This window comes from Bacteroides cellulosilyticus (assembly GCF_020091405.1).
Classification (GTDB): Bacteria; Bacteroidota; Bacteroidia; order Bacteroidales; family Bacteroidaceae; genus Bacteroides.
Map to the genome: position 1 here is coordinate 4,884,670 of NZ_CP081903.1, position 20,355 is coordinate 4,905,024.

Genomic DNA, 20,355 nt, shown 5'->3' on the forward strand with positions numbered 1-20,355 from the left:
ATACTTTATTATTGTTGGTTCGTAAATTAGTGATTAGGGTTTGGTGATTAGTGGCTCCGCTGTATGCGGCATTTTGCTTATCACTAATCACTAACCGTTGATCGTTATCCGTTATACGCTGATTCACCATGCTCGTAGATGTCGAGTCCTTCTTCTTCAACACGTTTGGAAACGCGGAGACCGTGTATCCTATCGAGTCCTTTGAAGATGAAAAATCCCATACCGGCTGCCCATGCACCTACTACGAGGGCACCAAATACTTGTGCTCCGAGGAATCCCCAGCCTGCACCATAAAAGAGTCCTTCACTGGTAGACAAGAAACCTGTGAGAATGGTACCTGTGAAACCGCAGACACCGTGTACGGAACTTGCACCAACGGGATCGTCAATCTTCAGCACTTTATCGATGAACTCTACCGAGAATATCATCAGGATGCCACAGATTGTACCGATGATGACAGCACCCAGCGGAGAAACCATATCGCAGCCTGCCGTGATACCTACCAAACCTGCCAGGATACCATTCAGAGTCAAGGATAAAGATGGTTTGCTGAATTTTAACCAACTGACCACCAGTGCGAAGAAACCTCCGGCACAAGCTGCAAGATTCGTGGTGAGGAAGACGTGTGAGATAGCCATTGCATCGTCCGTAGAGGCTGCTGCCAACTGTGAACCGGGGTTAAATCCGAACCAGCCGAACCATAAAATGAATACACCTAACGCCGCTATGGTGAGGTTGTGTCCCGGAATAGCTCTGGACTTGCCATCTTTACCGTATTTGCCGATGCGTGGACCAAGGATGGCTGCACCTACCAGCGCAATCCAGCCACCGACAGAGTGAACAATGGTGGAACCTGCGAAGTCGTGAAACGTGGTGCCGAACAGATTCATCATGAACGAACCTTCTTCGCCGTTCATCAACCAGCCGCCGCCCCAGGTCCAGTGACCGGAAATCGGATAGATCAGTACGCTGATGAAGATGGTGTAAACCAAATACATGGAGAATTTGGTACGTTCGGCCATGGCTCCTGATACGATAGTAGCTGCTGTGGCACAGAATACAGTTTGGAATACCAGAAAGCCTTCTGTTGGCAATCCTCCTCCATCATAGAACGAGAGGTTGAAGAAGTGGGGCATTCCCACGAAACCACCTACGCCGAACATCAGTCCGAAACCGATGAACCAATAGAGTAGGGAACCGAACATGAAGTCTACGAAGTTCTTCATCAGGATGTTGGCAGTGTTCTTGACCCGGGTGAAACCGGCTTCTACCAGTGCAAAGCCCGGTTGCATGAAAAATACCAGCATAGCGGCGAGTAACATCCATACAGTGTTGAGTCCGTTTACTAATTCTCCTACAGTGTCAGGGGCTGATGATTCTACAGTAGTCTCTTCTAATGTAGCTATAACAGCGGTTGTTGTAGCTGATATACTATCCGTTGTTGCGGAAGTTTGTGCAAAAGTTTCTGTTGTTGTGCAGAGTGCCATAAGGACAGCAACAGCTATCCACAGCCTGGCAATGCTGCGTTTACTATATTTATCCATAAAATCTTTTTGCTTTTAGTTGTACTTGTATTCTTTGTTTTGTTAAGTAGCTCTTACAGCTCTCTGGAGGATGCTCTTAACAGTTGCGGTTTGGTGCTGCCTGGACTATCTTTCCTGTTCAGCATTATAGAGGGCGATGTCGCCACGTTCGGCGGTGCGGATGCGGATAGCGTCTTCTATGGGGATGATGAAGATACGCCCGTCGCCGATTTCTCCGGTTTGTGCGGACTTGATGATGGCCTGCACGGTCTTTTCGGCATTCTTGTCGCGTACCACGATAGAGACCAGGATACGCTCAATGGTACTGGTGTCGTACATTACACCGCGGTAGATACGTGCCTGACGGGATTTTCCTATTCCCCGGACGTCGTAGTAGGAGAACCATTCGATGTCCGCTTCGAGCAATGCGTCCTTTACATCCTCGAATTTTGTCTTGCGGATAATTGCTTCAATCTTTTTCATACCTTAATATATTTACGATTAGACAATTTACGATTTACGATTTGCCATTCGGCGCATCTGTAAATACCTGATACCCGTTTATCCTTCTTTAAAAACTAACTCCGAATACGAAGTATGCACCCTGCGTGTGTGGATTGAACGTCACTTGTGCAAAGGTGGGCAGCGAAAAAGAATTTGTGAATTTGATTTCTTTTTCTGCTTTCAGTGTGAGGTTGGTTACGTTGAACTTGTTGGCATACGCACCTTCCCATGGGGTAAGACCGACTTCTGCCGACCAGTCCAGGCCGCCGAGTTTAAAAGGTGCGCTGATGCCTACATACGTGGAGTAAGCTCTGTCACCGTTCTCCTTCGTATAATCATCTCCGGCAAAGTAAGTGTTCCAACTCAGTGCCAGCGGACCGAAATCATATTCCAAAGTGGCTTCGAAGATGTGTACCGTGCTATGTGCGCCATACTTGAAATAATCTCCCGTATATCCGCCATCCTCTTTGTGGTAGGAGAACCAGTAATCTGTAACGGATACGCTGAAACCGCCTGTATTGTAACCCAGTGTGAGGTCGATTTCCCTGGCATCTTCCTTGTCGATGCCTACCGAGCCCCAAGCTGTCAGTGACAAGCCCTTGTAGCTGACTCCCATGCTGGGCTGGATACTTACACCACCGCAGTCTGTTCCACGCCAGATGTAGTTGCTTACAAAATCTGCACCGACTGAGGCTTCCACTTTATCCTGTGCCTTTGCCGTGAAAGGCATTGTTGCTGATAATAGCGCGATGGCTATCATTCTGAATTTTACGCTTTTCATTTTCATACCTATTTTACCTTTTAAGTTTAGAAAAAATTTCGGATGATCAGTCCAGTGAAACTATAGTTTTATTTTAGTTGTTATCTTTTTCATTTTCATACCAGCCATTTTCTGATTCTCTTCATCGCTTCCACACAATCCTCGTGATTTCCGAAGGCGGTCAGGCGGATGTAGCCTTCTCCGCTGGGGCCGAAACCTACACCGGGCGTTCCTACTACATTGGCTTCGTATAACATCTGTTCGAAGAAGCGCCAGGAACCGATGCCATTCGGTGCTTTCAGCCAGATGTAAGGAGCATTCACGCCGCCGTACACTTTCAGTCCGGCTGCTTCCAGACCCTCTTTCATGGTTCGGGCGTTGTTCATATAGTAGTCGATGTTTTCCTTTATCTGCTGCTTGCCTGCCGGGGTGTAGATGGCTTCGGCAGCCCGTTGGGTGATGTAGCTGGTACCATTGAATTTGGTGCATTGACGGCGGTTCCAGAGACGGTTCAGCGGAATGCGTTCACCGGTCAGGGTGGCGGCTGTCAGCTCTTTCGGAACTACGGTGTATCCGCAACGGACTCCGGTGAATCCGGCTGTCTTCGAGAAGCTGCGGAACTCTATGGCACATTTTTTGGCACCTTTTATTTCGTAAATGGAGTGGGGAACGTCTTCTTCCTGTATAAACGCCTCATAAGCGGCATCGAACAGAATCAAAGTGTCGTTGGCAAGTGCGTAGTCCACCCATTTTTTCAGTTGCGACTTGGTTAGCGTTGTTCCCGTCGGATTGTTCGGATAGCAAAGGTAGACGATGTCAATCCGCTTGTCCGGTATCTCGGGAACGAAGTTGTTTTCGGCGGTGCAGGGCATGTAAGTCACGTTGCTCCATTTGCCGTCTTCTTCCAATACTCCGGCACGGCCACACATTACGTTGCTGTCTATATATACCGGGTAGATGGGGTCTGTCACTCCCACGCTGTTGTCGTGGCGGAGGATATCGCCTATGTTGCCCGTATCGCTTTTGGCTCCATCGTTTACGAATACTTCCGTTGGGCTAAAATGAATGCCTCTCGGAGCATAATCATGTTTGATGATCGCTTCAATCAAAAAGTCATATCCCTGTTCGGGACCGTATCCGTGGAAGGTACTGGCATTTGTCATCTCATCCACTGCCCTGTGCATCGCCTCGATGCAAGCCGGTGGCAGTGGCCGGGTAACGTCTCCGATACCCAGGCGGATGACCTCTTGTTTAGGGTGCGTTATCCTGAAAGTATTCACCTTTTTAGCTATGTCTGAAAACAAGTAACTTCCCGGTAGTTTCAAAAAATGTTCGTTTACTAATGCCATACTTTCTTGTTGTTTTAAGCGTATTGATAAATGAAGAATGAAGAATGATGAATGAAGAATTGGCTGCGCTATTGTGCCGCATGGTAATTCTTCATTCTTCATTCATCATTCATAATTACTTCTCCGTCGAACACCCGGACTGCTCCTCCGGTCATCCATACGTGATCCGTTTTTTCGTCCCATTCGATGGTAAGTGAGCCTCCATCCATGATGATATCTGTTTTTCTTCCGGATTTTCCGGTCAGTGCGGCAGCTACTGCGGTGGCGCAGGCTCCGGTTCCGCAAGCCTGGGTGATGCCCGAACCTCTCTCCCAAACTCTCATCCTGATTTTCCCTTCCTCCAGCACCTGGGCAAACTCTACATTGATGCGGTCGGGAAACAACGGATGATTTTCCAGTTTCGGACCGATGCTTTCGAGGTTGATATCTTTAATATCTTCTACAAAGATTACTAGGTGAGGATTTCCCATTGATACGGTGGTTCCGGTGAATTTCTGTCCGTTGGCTTCAATGGGTTGTTCTTTCATATCGGCGGGACGTCCCATATCCACGGTTACGGTGTTCACTTTTCCGTCTTCTACATGGAGCTTCAGTATTTTGATGCCCGACAGGGTGTCGAGGGTAACGGCTGTTTGGGAAGTCAGACCGCATTCATATAAGTATTTACCGATGCAACGACTGGCGTTGCCGCACATTTTGGCTTCGGAACCATCTGCATTGAAGATGCGCATACTGAAATCTGCCTTGTCCGAACTGCCGATGAGTACCAGGCCGTCGCTTCCAATTCCTGTATGCGGGGCGCTCCATTCAACCGAAAGTTTTTCAGGGCTTTCGATGGGATATTTCAGGGTGTTTACATAAATGTAATCGTTGCCTGCTCCGTGCATCTTAGTGAATTTTATAACTCTTGTCATTTTGTACTCTGTTGGTGGGTTAATCTTTCTTTTTGTTTTATCACACTGCAAAGATACGACGTTTTGCTAAATTATTTGCGAAATATATATCTTATTTCTATTATTTTTATTTATTCTTTCAGTCGCTGCAAATATACGGTATTCAAGTTTCAAATTAAAAGTTTGCGGGTGCATATTTGTATAAATTGTTATTTATGGGATTATTACAAGTCAAATGCCACACTTTAGCTTCCGCAATGCCATTCATTTGAGCCATCGAAGTGTGGCGTTTGGATTGTTGAGGTGTGGCATTGGGGGAGTTAAAGTGTGGCATTGGTACAGATTGGAGTAGTTACAAGCTACGAGCTACAAGTAACTGCGCAATGTTCCGAAAGGTACTTGTAGCTTGTAGCTCGTAGCTTGTAACTACTCCAATATCTCCTGCAATAGTACTGGTTCGTTGGTGGTAATGAAATCCACTCCCTGGCTGATAAGTCGTTCCATATCTTTGGCATCATTTACTGTCCAGGCGTTAACTTTCATGCCAAGGTCGTGACATTCTTTGATCCATTCGGGATGTTTTTTGAAGACAGAGAAATGGTAATCAGGACCGGCACAACCCATGTCTTTCAGTTCCTGCGGATTGAGGTCACCTTCCAGATAATATACGGGAGTACCTTTAGGAGCCAGGCGAATGAATTCTTTGGTCGCATGGCGTGAGAAAGTGATGTATTCGGTACGCTCTTCCAGTCCCATCTCCTTAATCATTTTCACAATTTGCTCTACGGCAAGCGTTTCCCGTTCGGGAGTCTTGTGTCCTTTGAGTTCCAGGATAAGGCGGGTTCTCACCCCTTTGGCTTTATCAAGGTACTGCTGAAGGGTAGGGAGGTTCTCACCGTTATCGAGGATGATAGAGGTACATTCTTTCTCGGTGGATGTTTCCATGCGGACACCTTTGAATACACCGTCATGATCTACGATAAGCTTGTTGTCGGCAGTGAGCCAGACATCGAACTCGGAGCCGTAGCAGTGGATGGAGTCAGCTTTCACCAGGGCGGCAATACTATTCTGGGCAGAGCCGTCGGTCTTCCAGAAACCACGGTGGGCAATGACTTGGGTGTTTTGGGCCTGCAGAATGCCGCATGCGGCAAGAGACATAGCGGAGGCAAATAAAAGTTTTTTCAGTTTCATAGTTCTTTATTTATAATTCTGCCGCAAGGTACAAAATATGTCTGAAAAGTGATGTTTCATTTATGTTATTAATGCGAATCAGGAGATAAAGGTGTTATCTCCTTTACCTCCTATTACTTGCGTATACGACGTCTGCGCCTGTGGTGACGTTTCTTCTGCTTGTAAATGCTGATCCGTTTCCAGACAATCCACACAAACAGTATCCCGAAGACTGCAAAGATGAGAAGCACGATACCCGTATTCAGGTTATCGCCTTTGACGCGGCTCCACATTTCGAGAACAAGCTCTGTGCGGTCACCGAAGTCACGGATCATGGCGCAACGCTCCACGACTTTACGGTCAGGGTATTGTATCGGATTGATCTGAACGCTGTCTGCACCGGGACCGAAGAAATAACTGAGGTCGGAGAACTGTTCAAGAGTGGTGTCGATCTTTGCCTCCATAATCTCGGGCGTTGCTACGGCACTGACGTAGCCGATGGCATCCATATTGCGCAGAGCAATATCCGGCTGGCAAAGATAATTGATGAAGTAGCTGGCGGCTTTTACGTTGCGGGCATACTTGGGGATGGCCCAGCCATCGTACCAGATGTTGCTGCCTTCACGGGGAACTACATAGTCCAGATCTACGCCTACAGCTTCCGCTTCGTCAATGGCCCAGACGGCGTCGCCACTCCAGGTAAGGTTGAGCCATGCTTTGTTTTTCGTCATCATTTCTTTGCCGAAGTCGGCTTCCCACCCGGCAATGTTGGGTTTCAGAGCTTTCAGGTATTGCTCTGCAAGGGCAATGGCTTCAGGGGAATTGTCGTTCATCAGTTGCTCCACGGTGATGGTGCTATCGGCAAGTTGCCGGGCATGGGCATAGATGATGGCAGTGCCGTAGGCATCGCGGTAACTGTCTTTCATCAGAATCTTACCACGGTTGACGGCATCCCAAAGGCATCCCCAGGAGCTGACTTCTTCAAGGGTCTTGAACTTCTTGTTATAGAGTATTCCGGCGGTACCCCACATGTAGGGAACAATGTAATCATTGGTGTGGCGACCGGGCTGGCTGATCTTCTCCAACTCTTTCTGAATATACGGGGAGATGTTGGGGATATAGTCCGGAGTCTTCCCAAAATTGCGGTTGATAGGGAGGAGGAGATCTTTCTTCAACATTCGTTCGATGATGTATTCCGATGGGCATACAAGGTCGAAATCTTCCTGTCCGCGCTCAATTTTGGTGAGCATGATTTCGTTGATATCGAATACCTGGTAGATGATGCGGATATCTTCGCCTGTCTGCTCTTTGTACCAGGCAGGAAATTCGGCGAGGACTTCTTCGTCGATGTAATCTCCCCAATTATAGACTTTCAGGACACGGCTACGCTTCTCACCTGAGTCGGTACAGGAGGCGAGGAGAAGGATGCAGAGGAAGAGGGATATGTATTTCTTCATTGTTGATGGAGTTAATTTGTGATTGTTATTCTTTCTTAGAACGTTCTGCTCTCTTGTTAATCACAATCAGCAATACTAACACTGTTACAAAAATGATTGTTGACAGTGGGCGCAGTTCAGGAGTCAATCCACCCTTACGTGCGTCCGCATAGATGTATGTCGACAACGTTTCCAATCCTTCATTTCCTATAGTGAAGATCGTTACTGCGAAGTCATCAATGGAAAGCGTGAAAGCGAGGATGAAACCGCTGATCATTCCCGGCAGAATTTCCGGGAAGATGACTTTGCGAAGCGCCTGGAAAGGGGTAGCTCCGAGGTCGAGGGCTGCTTCGTATACATTCTGATTCATTTTCTTCAGGCGGGGCATCACACTAAGCACCACATAAGGAGTACAGAAAGTGATGTGTGCCAATACTACCGTAGTGAATCCCTGCGAAATGCCAAAGCTGACAAATAGCAGGAACAGGGATACACCCGTAATGATATCCGCATTCATCATCGGAATAGCATTGGTGAAATTCATCACCTGACGTGCCCGGGAGCGCAAGTTAAAGATGCCGATAGCTGCCAGGCTTCCCAGCAGGGTAGAGGCTGTGGCGGCAATCGTAGCAATCGCGAATGTGTTCCAGATGGCATTCATCAGCGAGTGGTGCATGCCGCCTGTAAATAGTGAACTGTATAACTTGGTAGAGAATCCTGTCCAGTTGCCCAATACCTTGGCCTCGGTGAAAGAGAAGATCATAATGATCAGGATGGGCGAATAGAGCAGGGCAAGCAGAAACCAAAGATAGCCTTTCGCCAGAATACGTGTCATCATATCACACCTCCGCTTTCATTTTGTGCACTGTCGTCCTCGTTGGTAAAGAGGGCGGTGACGCCAATCAGCAACAGCATGATGAGCGACAAGGCAGCGCCATAGTTCCACATTCCGTTATATATATTCTCTTGTACGGTAGTACCGAACAGTTTGATGTTGTTCATCGTCAGCAACTCGGCAATGGCAAAGGTGGAAACCGTGGGCATGAAAACCATCACCACACCACTCATGATGCCGGGCATCGAAAGGGGGAGGATCACTTTACCGAATACCTGTACAGGCGTAGCTCCCAGGTCTTGGGCTGCTTCTATCAGACTGCCATCCATCTTCTGCAACGTATTGTAGATAGGGTATATCATGAACGGCAGGAAGTTGTAGACCATACCGAATACCAAAGCTCCTTCGCCCAGCGGCAGGTTGAGGAAATCAAACAATGCCACCGTGGCAAGTGTACGTATCAGGATGTTCACCCACATAGGCAGGATGAACAGTACAACCATGGTCTGGGAAGTGTTGAAGCGCTTCTGACTGAGAATATAAGCAGCCGGATAACCGAGCAGGAGGCATACCAGAGTCGTGATGACAGCTATTCCGATGGAGTAGACGAATGTGTTGATAGATTCGGGATGCATCATGAATTTGCGGAAGTTGGCAAACGTGAATGCGCCTTCAGCATCGGTGAAGGCATAAACCACAATGAGCAACAGAGGCATCACAACGAAGATGATGAGAAACAATGCGTAGGGAACTGTCCAGTTCCGGCGACGCATGAAGAAACGGGATATATTACTGAGCACTTCCTTTCTTATTAGCAGATTCGACAATAGGGATAGAACCGTTGGTCTGTGCCGGTGCAACAATTCGTATATTTTCGGGTGCGATGGTGATGCCGACACGGTCGCCGTCGTCCCAGACGTCAGTGGTGTCTACAAAGATATCCTCGTCCCAATCGGTAAACACGGTGAGATGGTAATGGTTTCCTTTATAAAGGATGAATTTTACTTCGCCCGTCAGATGACCGTCTTCTTCGTTATCTTCGAGGATGACGTTCCGAAAATCTATTTCTACGAGGACAAAACTGCCAGGTTCGATGTCCTGCACTTCGGCACACTCAAAGGTATAACCGAGGAATTCGACGTGTGTGGTGTCTATGAGCTTGCCTTCGAAGCTGTTGCAGGTGCGTTCTTTCTTCATAACGTGAATGTCGAAAGGTTTCACGAGCAGACCGACTTCCCGTCCGGCTTCGAAACTGTGATAGTCCTGCACCATGAATTCGTAGCCCTCATTAGTCTGTACCATCATTTCGTAATGCACGCCTTTGAAGATGCAGGAGGTGACAGTGCCTATCAGTTGGGCGGCGGCAGAAGGCTCGAATATATAGATGTCTTCGGGACGGATGACTACATCGACGGGAGTGTTTTCGCCAAAGCCCTTGTCGACACATTCAAATTCGTGTCCGGCAAAGGATACGGCTTTGTCCTGAAGCATGAGGCCGTTCAGGATGTTACTTTCTCCGATGAAATCGGCAACGAAAGAGTTGATAGGTTCGTTGTAGATGTCTGTCGGGGTGCCTATTTGCTGGATGCGGCCTTCGCTCATCACGACGATGGTGTCGCTCAGAGTAAGGGCTTCTTCCTGGTCGTGGGTGACGTAGACGAAGGTGATTCCGAGCTTCTGGTGCATCTCTTTCAACTCCATCTGCATGTCTTTGCGCATTTTGAGGTCGAGGGCGGCAAGGGGCTCGTCCAGTAACAGCACTTCGGGTTCGTTGACGATGGCACGGGCGATGGCAACACGTTGCTGCTGTCCGCCGGAGAGGGAATCGACGTCACGGTCTTCGTAATCCGTCATACCTACCATGCGGAGGGCTTGTTTCACTTTCTTGCCAATGGTGGCTTCGGGCATCTTTTTGAGCTTCAGTCCGAAAGCGATGTTGTTGTACACGTTGAGGTGGGGGAAAAGGGCATACTTCTGAAAGACGGTATTCACCGGACGTTGGTGTGGCGGTGTTTGCGTGATGTCTTTTCCGGCAATGGTGATGATACCTTCCGAGGCGGTCTGGAAACCGGCTATCAGGCGCAACAAAGTAGTCTTGCCGCAGCCGGAGGGGCCCAATATCGTTACAAATTCGCCCTTACGGACAGAGAGGTTTACATCATTCAGTACGGCTTTGTCTCCGAAGTATTTCGATACGTGCTCTACACCGATGATGCAGTCAGACTTTTGCATAAGCGTTATTAAGTGTTTAACCTAAAACTAATAGAACGAATTCTGCCTTTCTAAAAAAAGCGGGGACAAAGGTAGGGAATAAATTGGGAAAATGAATCAAATTCAACTACTAATTCACATTATTATGTGGCTTGTCGTTTTTGTACTTCCCTCGGTTACGGTACGTCAGCGCTGCTGATACGCGATCTTTCTTGCGGGGCTGGTTTACTATATTTATGGTATGTAAGAATGAGAAGAATAAAAAAAGAAAAAATAAAAGTCGGAAAAACCAACCTAAATACTTGACTTCGCCTTTCGGATGTCGTATCTTTGCAGGGTAGTTGATAATAGAGAATTCATACAACTTGTTTTCTAAGATAATAATAGACGAAAAATAAGAAAGGCGGTAATTTCAATAGGAAATTATTGCCTTTCTTGTTGATATTTATCGGATCTGGGCTTAAAAGAGCCTTTTTACGTTTTTAATAAACGTTGAGCACATTCTTTAAAAAACGTTCCTGTTATTCTTTAAAAACGAATAACAGGAAGCTGAATAAAGCAGAAAAATGCCTGTGATTTGTCTATATTTGAGACTGTGATAAGAACCTTTGGTATTCTGTTGATATGTGTTGGTTGGTAAATTGTTTACACAATGGATGCTCGAAAATGCCATTTTGAATACATGAATATTTAAAAATTGATAGTAAATGGGTGCAGAAAGAGTAATAAATCATAGAAATAATGATTATCTTTGTGATGTTTCATTGCTAAAAAGAATACTTTTATGGATTTTAGTGTTAAGGATAAAATAGAGTATATTGTAGCTCTGATTAGTGAGTTTGCTAAGCTACATTCGCTTGCTCCCAGTCAGGCATACCGTTATCTGGATCGGTATAAAGCTATTGATTTCATAGATAAACACTATGGTATTGCTCATACACAACGTTTTGAGGATGTAATATCAGATATTACGGTTTATTGTCAACGTTTTGGAGGGGCAATAAAATGATTCTTTATCATGGTACAACTGTAGATATTAAGGAAATTGATCTTCAAAAATCAAAACCTAATCTGCATTGCGTACTCTGTATACATCGGATACGTATGCAAAATTGCAGGATACTAAAACCGGACTTTATTTTCAGAGTCCTCGCTATGTGTATGACTTTCTGAGGAATGAAATTAAAACTGGTAAAATGTCATAGCTGACAGAAGCTATATATTATTATGGATTCGCCCCGCCAATTCTTTGCAAAGAGAATGGGTGGGGCGCCTTCATTATTATCAGTAAAGATGCATTACCTGGCATACGTTGCCTCGTGCACATCTGCCACCGCCCGTCCGCTCGGATCATTTTTCCCTTGCAACGTGGCATCCCAGGCGAGTGCTTCAGCAGTAGAGCAAGCCACGCTCGGCACACTGGGCACGCTTCGGGCAGCCGACTGACTGGGGAAGTGTTCTTCGAAAATGCTACGATAGTAATATTCCTCCTTATTCTGTGGCGGATTGATGGGAAACCGTTCGGCGGCATGTTCCATCTGATGGTCGGTGACGGCGGCCGAAGTAATGGCCTTCAATGTATCAATCCAATTGTAACCGACGCCATCGGAGAATTGCTCTTTTTGCCGCCAGGCAACACTTTGAGGAAGCATATCTTGAAAAGCTTCGCGCACAATGCGTTTCTCCACTTCTTTGCCCGGACACATCTTGACGGCAGGGCTGAGGTTCATTGCTACATCCAGGAATTCTTTATCGAGGAAGGGAACACGACCTTCCACACCCCAGGCAGAAAGGCTCTTATTGGCACGCAGACAGTCGTACAGGTGCAATTTGGAGAGCTTACGGATCGTTTCTTCGTGGAAAGCCTGCGGTGTGGGGGCTTTGTGGAAGTAGAGATAACCACCAAAAACCTCATCGGCACCTTCACCACTAAGCACCATCTTGATACCCATAGACTTGATGACACGTGCCAACAGGTACATCGGTGTGGAGGCACGCACAGTGGTAACATCGTATGTTTCGATAAAGTAGATGACATCACGCAAGGCATCGAGTCCTTCCTGAATGGTATAATTGATTTCATGGTGAACAGTGCCGATGTATTCCGCCACTTCACGGGCTTTAATCAAATCCGGTGCACCGCGCAGGCCGACGGCGAAGGAGTGGAGTTGAGGCCACCAGGCTTCGCTCTGGTTATCAGTTTCAATGCGCTTGCGGGCATACTTCCTGGCAATGGCGGAGATGACGGAAGAGTCGAGGCCACCACTGAGCAGAACACCGTAAGGAACATCGGACATTAACTGGCGTTGCACGGCAGCTTCAAGGGCGAGTTTTACGCTGTTGATTTCTGGTTGGGTAGCCCGGCGGGCGGTGGTGTCATTGGCTTTGACGGCGGCATAATCGGTCCAGGGACGTTGATACCAACGGTGCATTTTTCCTTCACGTCCCCAGAAGTAATGTCCGGGCAGAAAAGGCTCGTAGGTATCACAGAAACCTTCGAGAGCTTTCAGTTCGCTACCGACGTAGATATGTCCCTGGTCGTCACGACCGATATAAAGAGGGATTACCCCGATAGGGTCACGGGCAATCAGATAATCGTCTGCTTCCTCATCGTAAAGGGCAAAGGCGAAGATACCGTTTAATTCTTCGAGGAAATGAATGCCTTTATCCTTATATAATGCGAGGATGACTTCACAATCTGATCCTGTACGGAAAGCATATTTGCCGGCGTAGCGGGAACGGATTTCCCGATGATTATAGATCTCACCGTTGACGGCAAGGATTTGCTTGCCATCCGGAGAGTACAAAGGTTGTCCGCCACTTTCCGGATCAACGATAGAAAGACGTTCGTGAGCCAGGATGGCACTGCCGCCTACATAAATACCACTCCAGTCCGGTCCGCGATGACGGATTTTCTGCGCCATTCGAAGCGCCTTATTTCTCAATTCCTGGGATTGAGATTTGATATTGAAGATACCTACGATTCCACACATGATGCTTAGTGATTAGGGGTTAATTTAAATACTTGTCTATCCGTTCTGCCACTCTCCGTCCGTCCGCCAGTGCATGCACCACAAGGCTGGCGCCACGTGCCGCATCACCTGCTACGAACACATTTTCCGGAAATTCCGGTTGTTCCGGTTTCAGGAAGCCCATGGCCAGAAGTACCATATCGGCGTCTATCACTTCCTTCTTTCCGGTAGGCTTCATGGTAGGGCGTCCGCCATCCTGAGCCGGAATCCATTCCACTTCTTCCACCTCTACACCGCAGACTTTTCCATTCTTGCCAATAAACTGATTGGATGCCAGCGACCAGCGACGCGTGCAACCTTCTTCGTGACTTGAAGTCGTCTTCAGCACAATGGGCCATTGCGGCCAAGGAGTAGCGTCATTATGACCTACGGGAGGCTGTGGCATGATTTCAATCTGTGTCACACTCACGGCTCCCTGGCGGATACTCGTACCGATGCAATCCGATCCTGTATCACCGCCACCGATGACGAGAACCCGTTTGCCCTTGGCATTTACCAGACGGTCTTTGGGGAACGTTTCTCCATCGAGGATATGATTTTGCTGGGACAGCATTTCGAGGGCAAGATAAATACCTTTCAGTTCGCGTCCGGGAATATTGAGGTCACGTGCCTGTGGCGTCCCGGTGCAGATGCAGTAGGCATCAAAGCCGGCAGGGAGTTTCTGTACATCTACCGTTACGCCCATTTCGAACTTGATGCCTTCGGCTTCAAGCACTCCCATCCGGCGGTCGATTACTGCTTTATCGAGTTTAAAATTAGGAATACCATAGCGCAGTAATCCGCCGGGCATGGGTTTGCTGTCAAAAAGAGTCACTTCATAGCCTTTAGTATTCAGCCGGCAGGCAGCGGAGAGTCCCGCAGGACCTGCACCGATGATGGCAACCCGCTTTCCATTACGTTGGGGCTGAATGGGCACGATGTAACCTTCGCGAAAAGCCGCTTCGGCAATAGCTGCCTCGTTTTCACGAATGGTGACAGGCTCATCACACGAAAGCTTCAGTACACACGACTTTTCACAAAGTGCTGGACAGATGCGTCCGGTAAATTCGGGGAAGTCGTTTGTGGCGGTGAGCACTTCGTATGCTTCGCGCCATTTACCTTTATAAAGTGCATCCTGAAATTCAGGTTGTTTATTGCCCAACGGGCATGCCCAGTGACAGAAGGGTACACCGCAATCCATGCAACGTGATGCCTGGAGTTTGCGTTCGTGACTGTTTAAAGTTTGCTCCACCTGACTGAAGTCGGTGATACGTTCGTGGACAGGACGGTATCCCGCTTCCTGTCGTGGTATGTTTAAGAATGCTTTTGGATTTCCCATTATACTATTCTTTAGTTTGACTAAGTAAATGTTTGTAATTAGTTTGTTTGCATAATTAAGTAGGCGATTAAACGGTAATTGTCAATCGTCAATTGTCAACTGCCAATTCTAATAATCTCTCTGCATCTCTGCAATCTTCTGTTGCAGTTTCCGCATTTGCTCCTCTTGTAGTACCTTCTTGTACTCGATGGGGACTATCTGGATAAACTCATCCACATATCGGTTCCAGTCATCAAGTAGGGTGCGTGCCAGATTGGAGCCTGTATAGAGGTAGTGCTGACGGATGAGTTCGTGCAACTCCTTACGATAGGATGCTTCTTCGATGAGGCTTAGTTCTACCATTTCCATGTTACAGAAATAATCGAAGTTTCCATCCTTATTCCATACATAAGCTACACCACCCGACATACCGGCTGCGAAGTTGCGCCCTGTTGAACCGAGGACTACCACACGACCGCCCGTCATGTACTCGCAACAATGATCGCCTACACCCTCTACTACGGCAATGGCACCGGAATTGCGGACAGCAAAACGTTCGCCTACGCGCCCATTGATGTAAACTTCACCGCTAGTTGCACCATAGAGCAAGGTATTTCCTGCAATCGTATTCTTTTCGGCCTGGAAGTTAGAGCGTACCGGAGGCAACACGGCAATCCGTCCGCCCGAAAGACCTTTGCCGAGGTAATCGTTCGCTTCACCTTCCAGCTTGAAGTTGACACCCGGTACAAGGAAGGCACCGAAACTTTGTCCTGCAGAACCTTTGAACTTTACGTTCAACGTATGTTCCGGCAATCCCGCTTCACCGTACTTCGCGGCAATGGTGCCCGAAAGCATGGCTCCGCAAGCACGATCCGTATTGGCAATGGTATATTCCAGTGAGATTTCTTTCTGATTTTCCAAAGCTTCGGCGGCGGCATGCAGCATTTCAACGTCTTTTACGTGGTCGATGCCGTGTTGCTGGTCGATAGTGTGGCGGATGGCTGCACCATTATCGACGCGTGCCAGTATTTTGTCGAAAGTAATCAGGGATTGCTTGGGTGATTCGTTTTCTGACTTGCGGATAATAAGATCCGTGCGTCCGATGATATCATCCATACGTTCCACACCGATTTCTGCGAGATACTCCCGCACTTCCTGCGCCAGGAAAGTGAAGAAGTTCACCAGATATTCGCTGCGTCCGTGGAAGCGCCGGCGAAGTTCCTCGTTTTGCGTCGCCACACCCACAGGGCAGGTATTCTGATGGCATTTACGCATCATGACGCAGCCCAGTACAATCAAAGCGCTGGTTGCAAAACCGAACTCTTCGGCACCCAGCATCGCCATCAGTACGATGTCACGACCGGTTTTCAGTTGCCCGTCCACTTGCAGCATCACTTGCCCGCGCAGACCGTTCAGTACAAGAGTTTGTTGCGTTTCACTCAATCCCAGTTCAGGAGAGATACCGGCATAGCGGATACTGGAGGCAGGAGAGGCGCCCGTACCACCTTCCGCACCGGAGATGACAATAAGGTCGGCTTTTGCTTTGGCCACTCCGGCGGCAATGGTTCCTACACCGCTTTCGGCTACCAGTTTCACACTGATCTTGGCACGAGGATTTACATTCTTCAGGTCGAAGATCAACTGTGCCAGGTCTTCGATGGAATAAATGTCGTGATGGGGCGGGGGAGAAATCAATGAAATGCCGGGAATGGAATGACGTGTTTTCGCAATCACCTGGTCTACTTTAAAGCCCGGCAACTGACCGCCTTCACCCGGTTTGGCCCCTTGTGCCACCTTGATTTGTATTTCATCGGCGTTCATCAGATATTCCGTTGTTACGCCGAAACGTCCTGAAGCTACCTGCTTGATGGCACTACGCAGACTGGTTCCGTCTTCGCGGGGCGTAAAGCGTGCGCTGTCTTCGCCTCCCTCACCTGTGTTGCTGCGTCCGTGAATCCGGTTCATGGCAATGGCCATTGCCTCATGCGCTTCTTTGCTGATAGATCCGTAACTCATGGCACCCGTCACAAAGCGGTGCATGATGCTTTCTACCGGTTCAACCTTATCTATAGAAATGGGGGCACGACGGAAATCCAGGAAGTCGCGCAGGAAGATAGGCGCTTCTTTTCTGTCTACCAGACTGGTGAATTCTTTGAACTTCTTATAGCTGCCCAGGCGTGTGGCAAGTTGCAAGGTAGAAATGGTTTCCGGGTTCCAGGCATGTTTTTCTCCGTCTTTACGGAAAGCATACAAACCGTTGTTGGGGAGTAATCCGTCTACCTGTGCGGCAAAACCTGTATCGTGGAATGCGATTGCATCGTGTGCCACTTCATCCAGCCGGATACCGCCTATTGTGGATCTCAACCCGCCGAAATAAGCATTGCTGAGCTCTTCACTCAAACCTACGGCTTCGAATATTTTCGCTCCCCGATACGAGCGGATGGTACTGATACCCATCTTACTCATGATCTTGAATAATCCCTTGCAGATGGATTTGATATATTTCTTTTCGGCTGTGGCATAATCCAACTGGATTTCTTTCTTCGCCACCAGCTTGTCGATCACGGCGAATGCCATGTAAGGGTTCAGGGCACTGGCGCCAAATCCCAGTAACAGGGCCGCGTGCATTACCTCGCGTATTTCGCCGCTTTCCACTACCAATGCCGTCTGTACACGTTTTCCTACCGAAATCAGGTGGTGGTGTACTGCGCTTACTGCCAGTAGGGAGGGGATAGCCGCATGAGTGGCATCTACATCACGGTCGCTCAATACAATGTAGTTCACTCCTTCGCTGACGGACTCTTCCGCTTGCTTGCAAAGTGCTGTGAGTGCTTCCTGCAATCCGGCACGGCCCTTTGCCACTTCAAACAGCAAGGGTAGTTTCACCGTTTTGAAACCTTTGTAGCGGATGTTGCAAAGAATATCCAGTTGTGCATTGCTCAGGATGGGATGGTTGAGGCGCACCATCTTACAATGGCTTTCGCTGGGTGTTAGGATGTTCATGCCCACGGCGCCGATATATTCCGTCAGTGACATTACCAGTTCCTCACGTATAGGGTCGATAGGCGGATTGGTGACTTGTGCAAACTGTTGGCGGAAGTAGTTGTACAGTAGTTGCGGCTTATCCGAAAGCACGGCAAGCGGCGTATCGTTTCCCATTGAGTTGATAGGCTCGGCACCCGTGGTACACATAGGGACGATGAGCCGTTCCACATCTTCCTTGGAATAGCCGAAGGTACGCAGCATCCTCTCGTAATCGGGCACAGTGTGCGCTACCTTACGGCCGCTTTTCAGCTCATCCAGTTCGATGCGGTTCGTTGCCAGCCAACTGCGGTAAGGCTTGGCTTCAGCCAACTGTTTTTTCAATTCCTCGTCGTAGTAGATTTCTCCTTTTTCGGTATCTACCAGCAGTATCTTACCCGGTTGCAGGCGTCCCTTTTCTTTGATGTCTCCCGGTTCGAAATCCATCACGCCCACTTCGCTGGCAACTACCATCATGTCGTTGTGCGTAATCAGATAGCGTGCAGGACGCAATCCGTTACGGTCGAGCATACCGCCTGCAAAACGTCCGTCACTGAACAACAGGGCGGCAGGGCCATCCCACGGTTCCATCAGGATAGAGTGATATTCATAGAATGCTTTCAAATCTTCGCTGATGGGGTTCTTTTCGTTGAAAGATTCCGGCACCAGCATGGCCATGGCATGCGGCAGGCTGAGGCCTGACATAACGAGGAATTCCAATACATTGTCTAGTGAGGCACTGTCGCTCATCCCCGGCTGAATGATGGGGCGTATCTCCCTGATGTCGCCCAGAGCGGGAGAGGAGAGCACACTTTCACGGGCTTCCATCCAACCCCGGTTGCCGCGGATGGTGTTGATTTCGCCGTTGTGAGCCAAGAGGCGGAACGGTTGTGCCAGTCCCCAGGTAGGGAAGGTGTTGGTACTGAAGCGGGAGTGCACCAGTGCTATGCCGCTGGTGAAGTAGGGGTTTGTCAGATCGGGGAAGTAGCCTCGCAGTTGCAGTGAAGAGAGCATACCTTTATAGATGATGTTCTTCGTGGATAGGGAGACAACGTAGAAATCCTCGCGCGTGGCAATATCCGATTTGCGTACTTTGTTTTCTATTCTTTTTCTTATGAGATAGAGTTTACGGTCGGCTGTCTCGCTTTCCGCAAATCCGGTGATGAAAATTTGTTTGATATCCGGTTCGTTGGCAAGTGCCGATTCTCCCAGAATTTCTGGACAAGTGGGCACATTGCGCAGGTGCATCAATGTCAATCCTTCTTTTTCAATCTCTTCGATGATAATGCTTAAGATAGCACCCTGGTCTTTCTCATCTTTCGGCAGAAAGAGAAGGCCAGTACCGTATTTCCCTTTCTCGGGGACAGGAATACCCTGCAAAAGAATAAACTCGTGCGGGATTTGCAGCAGGATGCCGGCACCGTCTCCGGTTTTGTTATCCGCACCTTCGGCGCCCCGGTGACGCATGTTCTCCAACACCTTCAATGCAGACTCCACCAGTTCGTGTGACTTGCCTCCGTGGATGTTCACTAACATACCGACACCACAAGCGTCATGCTCGTTTTCTGCATCATACAAGCCCAACTGCCTGGGCTGTCGTTGATAGGGTTGTACTTTTGCTTTGTTGTTAAAAAGTTCTTCTTTCTTCATTCTAAGTTTACTTTATTTTGTAATAATATCTATTTTTGCTATCAAAATGTTTGGCAAAGATATATAAATAGTTTCAAAATGATAAAATTAAATGTGCATTCGTGATTCATAAAATACTTACTTGAATGAATGTTCTTTTAATATGATATAAAAATAGGGTTGTTTCATTTTAAATTAAAAGAAATACGGCGTTTTTTATTTCGTATTGAAATTAATGAAGCTGTTGGTCATTTCATCATATTGCCAAATTGTCATATTGCCATATTGCCAATCTTGTAGGTCGTGGCAATTAATCTTTGTATTTTTATCAGTTTCGTGCTATCTCCATGCTATCTCCGTGTAATCTCCGTATGATCTCCGTGTCTGCTCCGTACCATCTCCGTACTATCTCCGTAGTAACTCTATTCCTATAGCTACGGAGTAACTACGGAGCAGGTACGGAGCAGACACGGAGCAGGTACGGAGATCATACGGTCCGGATAATATCAGGATACTTGCTGATATGAAATCTTGTTGCAACAGTTATTGCTTTGCTGAAGTTTATTGGGGATGGGTGGTAAAGTAGCAATCACCTCATTACTCCTTAATTATTTTATAGGGTAATCCATCAACAGATATTTCTTATTTATCACTTAGCTTGAAAATAAAGAAATTACTTCTTTTAACTATGAATC

The 20,355-nt window shown here is 47.8% G+C and carries 14 protein-coding genes; 1 reads left to right on the plus strand and 13 read right to left on the minus strand.

The annotated features are described in order from the left end of the window. Positions 1-104 precede the first annotated feature (104 nt). From K6V21_RS18450 to potA, 10 genes are all read right to left on the minus strand, one after another. Complete coding sequence (locus tag K6V21_RS18450; protein WP_224319487.1) at positions 105-1,544, minus strand: ammonium transporter; 1,440 nt, start codon at positions 1,542-1,544, stop codon at positions 105-107. A gap of 105 nt (positions 1,545-1,649) precedes the next feature. Then, positions 1,650-2,006, minus strand: a complete 357-nt coding sequence (locus K6V21_RS18455) for a P-II family nitrogen regulator (protein ID WP_007218641.1) — start codon at positions 2,004-2,006, stop codon at positions 1,650-1,652. Positions 2,007-2,094: 88 nt separating this feature from the next. Continuing rightward, positions 2,095-2,814, minus strand: a complete 720-nt coding sequence (locus K6V21_RS18460; protein ID WP_224319488.1) for a hypothetical protein — start codon at positions 2,812-2,814, stop codon at positions 2,095-2,097. 89 nt (positions 2,815-2,903) lie between these two features. Continuing rightward, positions 2,904-4,136 (minus strand): LL-diaminopimelate aminotransferase, encoded by a 1,233-nt coding sequence (locus K6V21_RS18465; protein WP_224319489.1) that lies wholly within the window; start codon positions 4,134-4,136, stop codon positions 2,904-2,906. A gap of 98 nt (positions 4,137-4,234) precedes the next feature. Continuing rightward, the gene (dapF, locus tag K6V21_RS18470; protein WP_007218638.1) at positions 4,235-5,050 is read right to left on the minus strand and encodes a diaminopimelate epimerase; all 816 of its coding nucleotides are present in this window, start codon (positions 5,048-5,050) and stop codon (positions 4,235-4,237) included. 405 nt (positions 5,051-5,455) lie between these two features. Beyond that, positions 5,456-6,220, minus strand: coding sequence for a glycerophosphodiester phosphodiesterase family protein (locus K6V21_RS18475; RefSeq protein WP_224319490.1), 765 nt, complete (start codon positions 6,218-6,220; stop codon positions 5,456-5,458). A 113-nt stretch (positions 6,221-6,333) separates the two neighbouring features. Continuing rightward, positions 6,334-7,656 carry an ABC transporter substrate-binding protein gene (locus K6V21_RS18480; protein ID WP_007218636.1) on the minus strand — a complete coding sequence of 441 codons (1,323 nt, stop codon included), beginning with the start codon at positions 7,654-7,656 and terminating at the stop codon, positions 6,334-6,336. Between the two features lie 25 nt (positions 7,657-7,681). Next, complete coding sequence (locus K6V21_RS18485; RefSeq protein ID WP_007218635.1) at positions 7,682-8,473, minus strand: ABC transporter permease; 792 nt, start codon at positions 8,471-8,473, stop codon at positions 7,682-7,684. Continuing rightward, a complete protein-coding gene (locus tag K6V21_RS18490) occupies positions 8,470-9,243 on the minus strand; it encodes an ABC transporter permease (RefSeq protein ID WP_033160611.1) in 774 nt (257 codons plus the stop codon). Before K6V21_RS18490 ends, K6V21_RS18485 begins: the two co-directional genes overlap by 4 nt. A gap of 16 nt (positions 9,244-9,259) precedes the next feature. Next, on the minus strand, positions 9,260-10,702 hold the full coding sequence (gene potA, locus K6V21_RS18495) for a polyamine ABC transporter ATP-binding protein (protein ID WP_224319491.1): 1,443 nt from the start codon (positions 10,700-10,702) through the stop codon (positions 9,260-9,262). 763 nt (positions 10,703-11,465) lie between these two features. On the opposite strand from potA, the gene K6V21_RS18500 reads away from it, so the two are divergent. Next, positions 11,466-11,690 carry a DUF3791 domain-containing protein gene (locus tag K6V21_RS18500; protein WP_044268789.1) on the plus strand — a complete coding sequence of 75 codons (225 nt, stop codon included), beginning with the start codon at positions 11,466-11,468 and terminating at the stop codon, positions 11,688-11,690. A 289-nt stretch (positions 11,691-11,979) separates the two neighbouring features. Here the strand turns inward: K6V21_RS18500 and asnB are convergent, their stop codons facing one another. The 3 genes from asnB to gltB form a co-directional block, all read right to left on the minus strand. Continuing rightward, on the minus strand, positions 11,980-13,674 hold the full coding sequence (asnB, locus tag K6V21_RS18505) for an asparagine synthase B (RefSeq protein WP_224319492.1): 1,695 nt from the start codon (positions 13,672-13,674) through the stop codon (positions 11,980-11,982). 19 nt (positions 13,675-13,693) lie between these two features. Continuing rightward, positions 13,694-15,031: a glutamate synthase subunit beta gene (locus K6V21_RS18510; RefSeq protein WP_224319493.1), complete on the minus strand. Its 1,338-nt coding sequence runs from the start codon at positions 15,029-15,031 to the stop codon at positions 13,694-13,696. 108 nt (positions 15,032-15,139) lie between these two features. Then, a complete protein-coding gene (gltB, locus tag K6V21_RS18515; protein ID WP_224319494.1) occupies positions 15,140-19,681 on the minus strand; it encodes a glutamate synthase large subunit in 4,542 nt (1,513 codons plus the stop codon). Between the last annotated feature and the right edge of the window lie 674 nt (positions 19,682-20,355).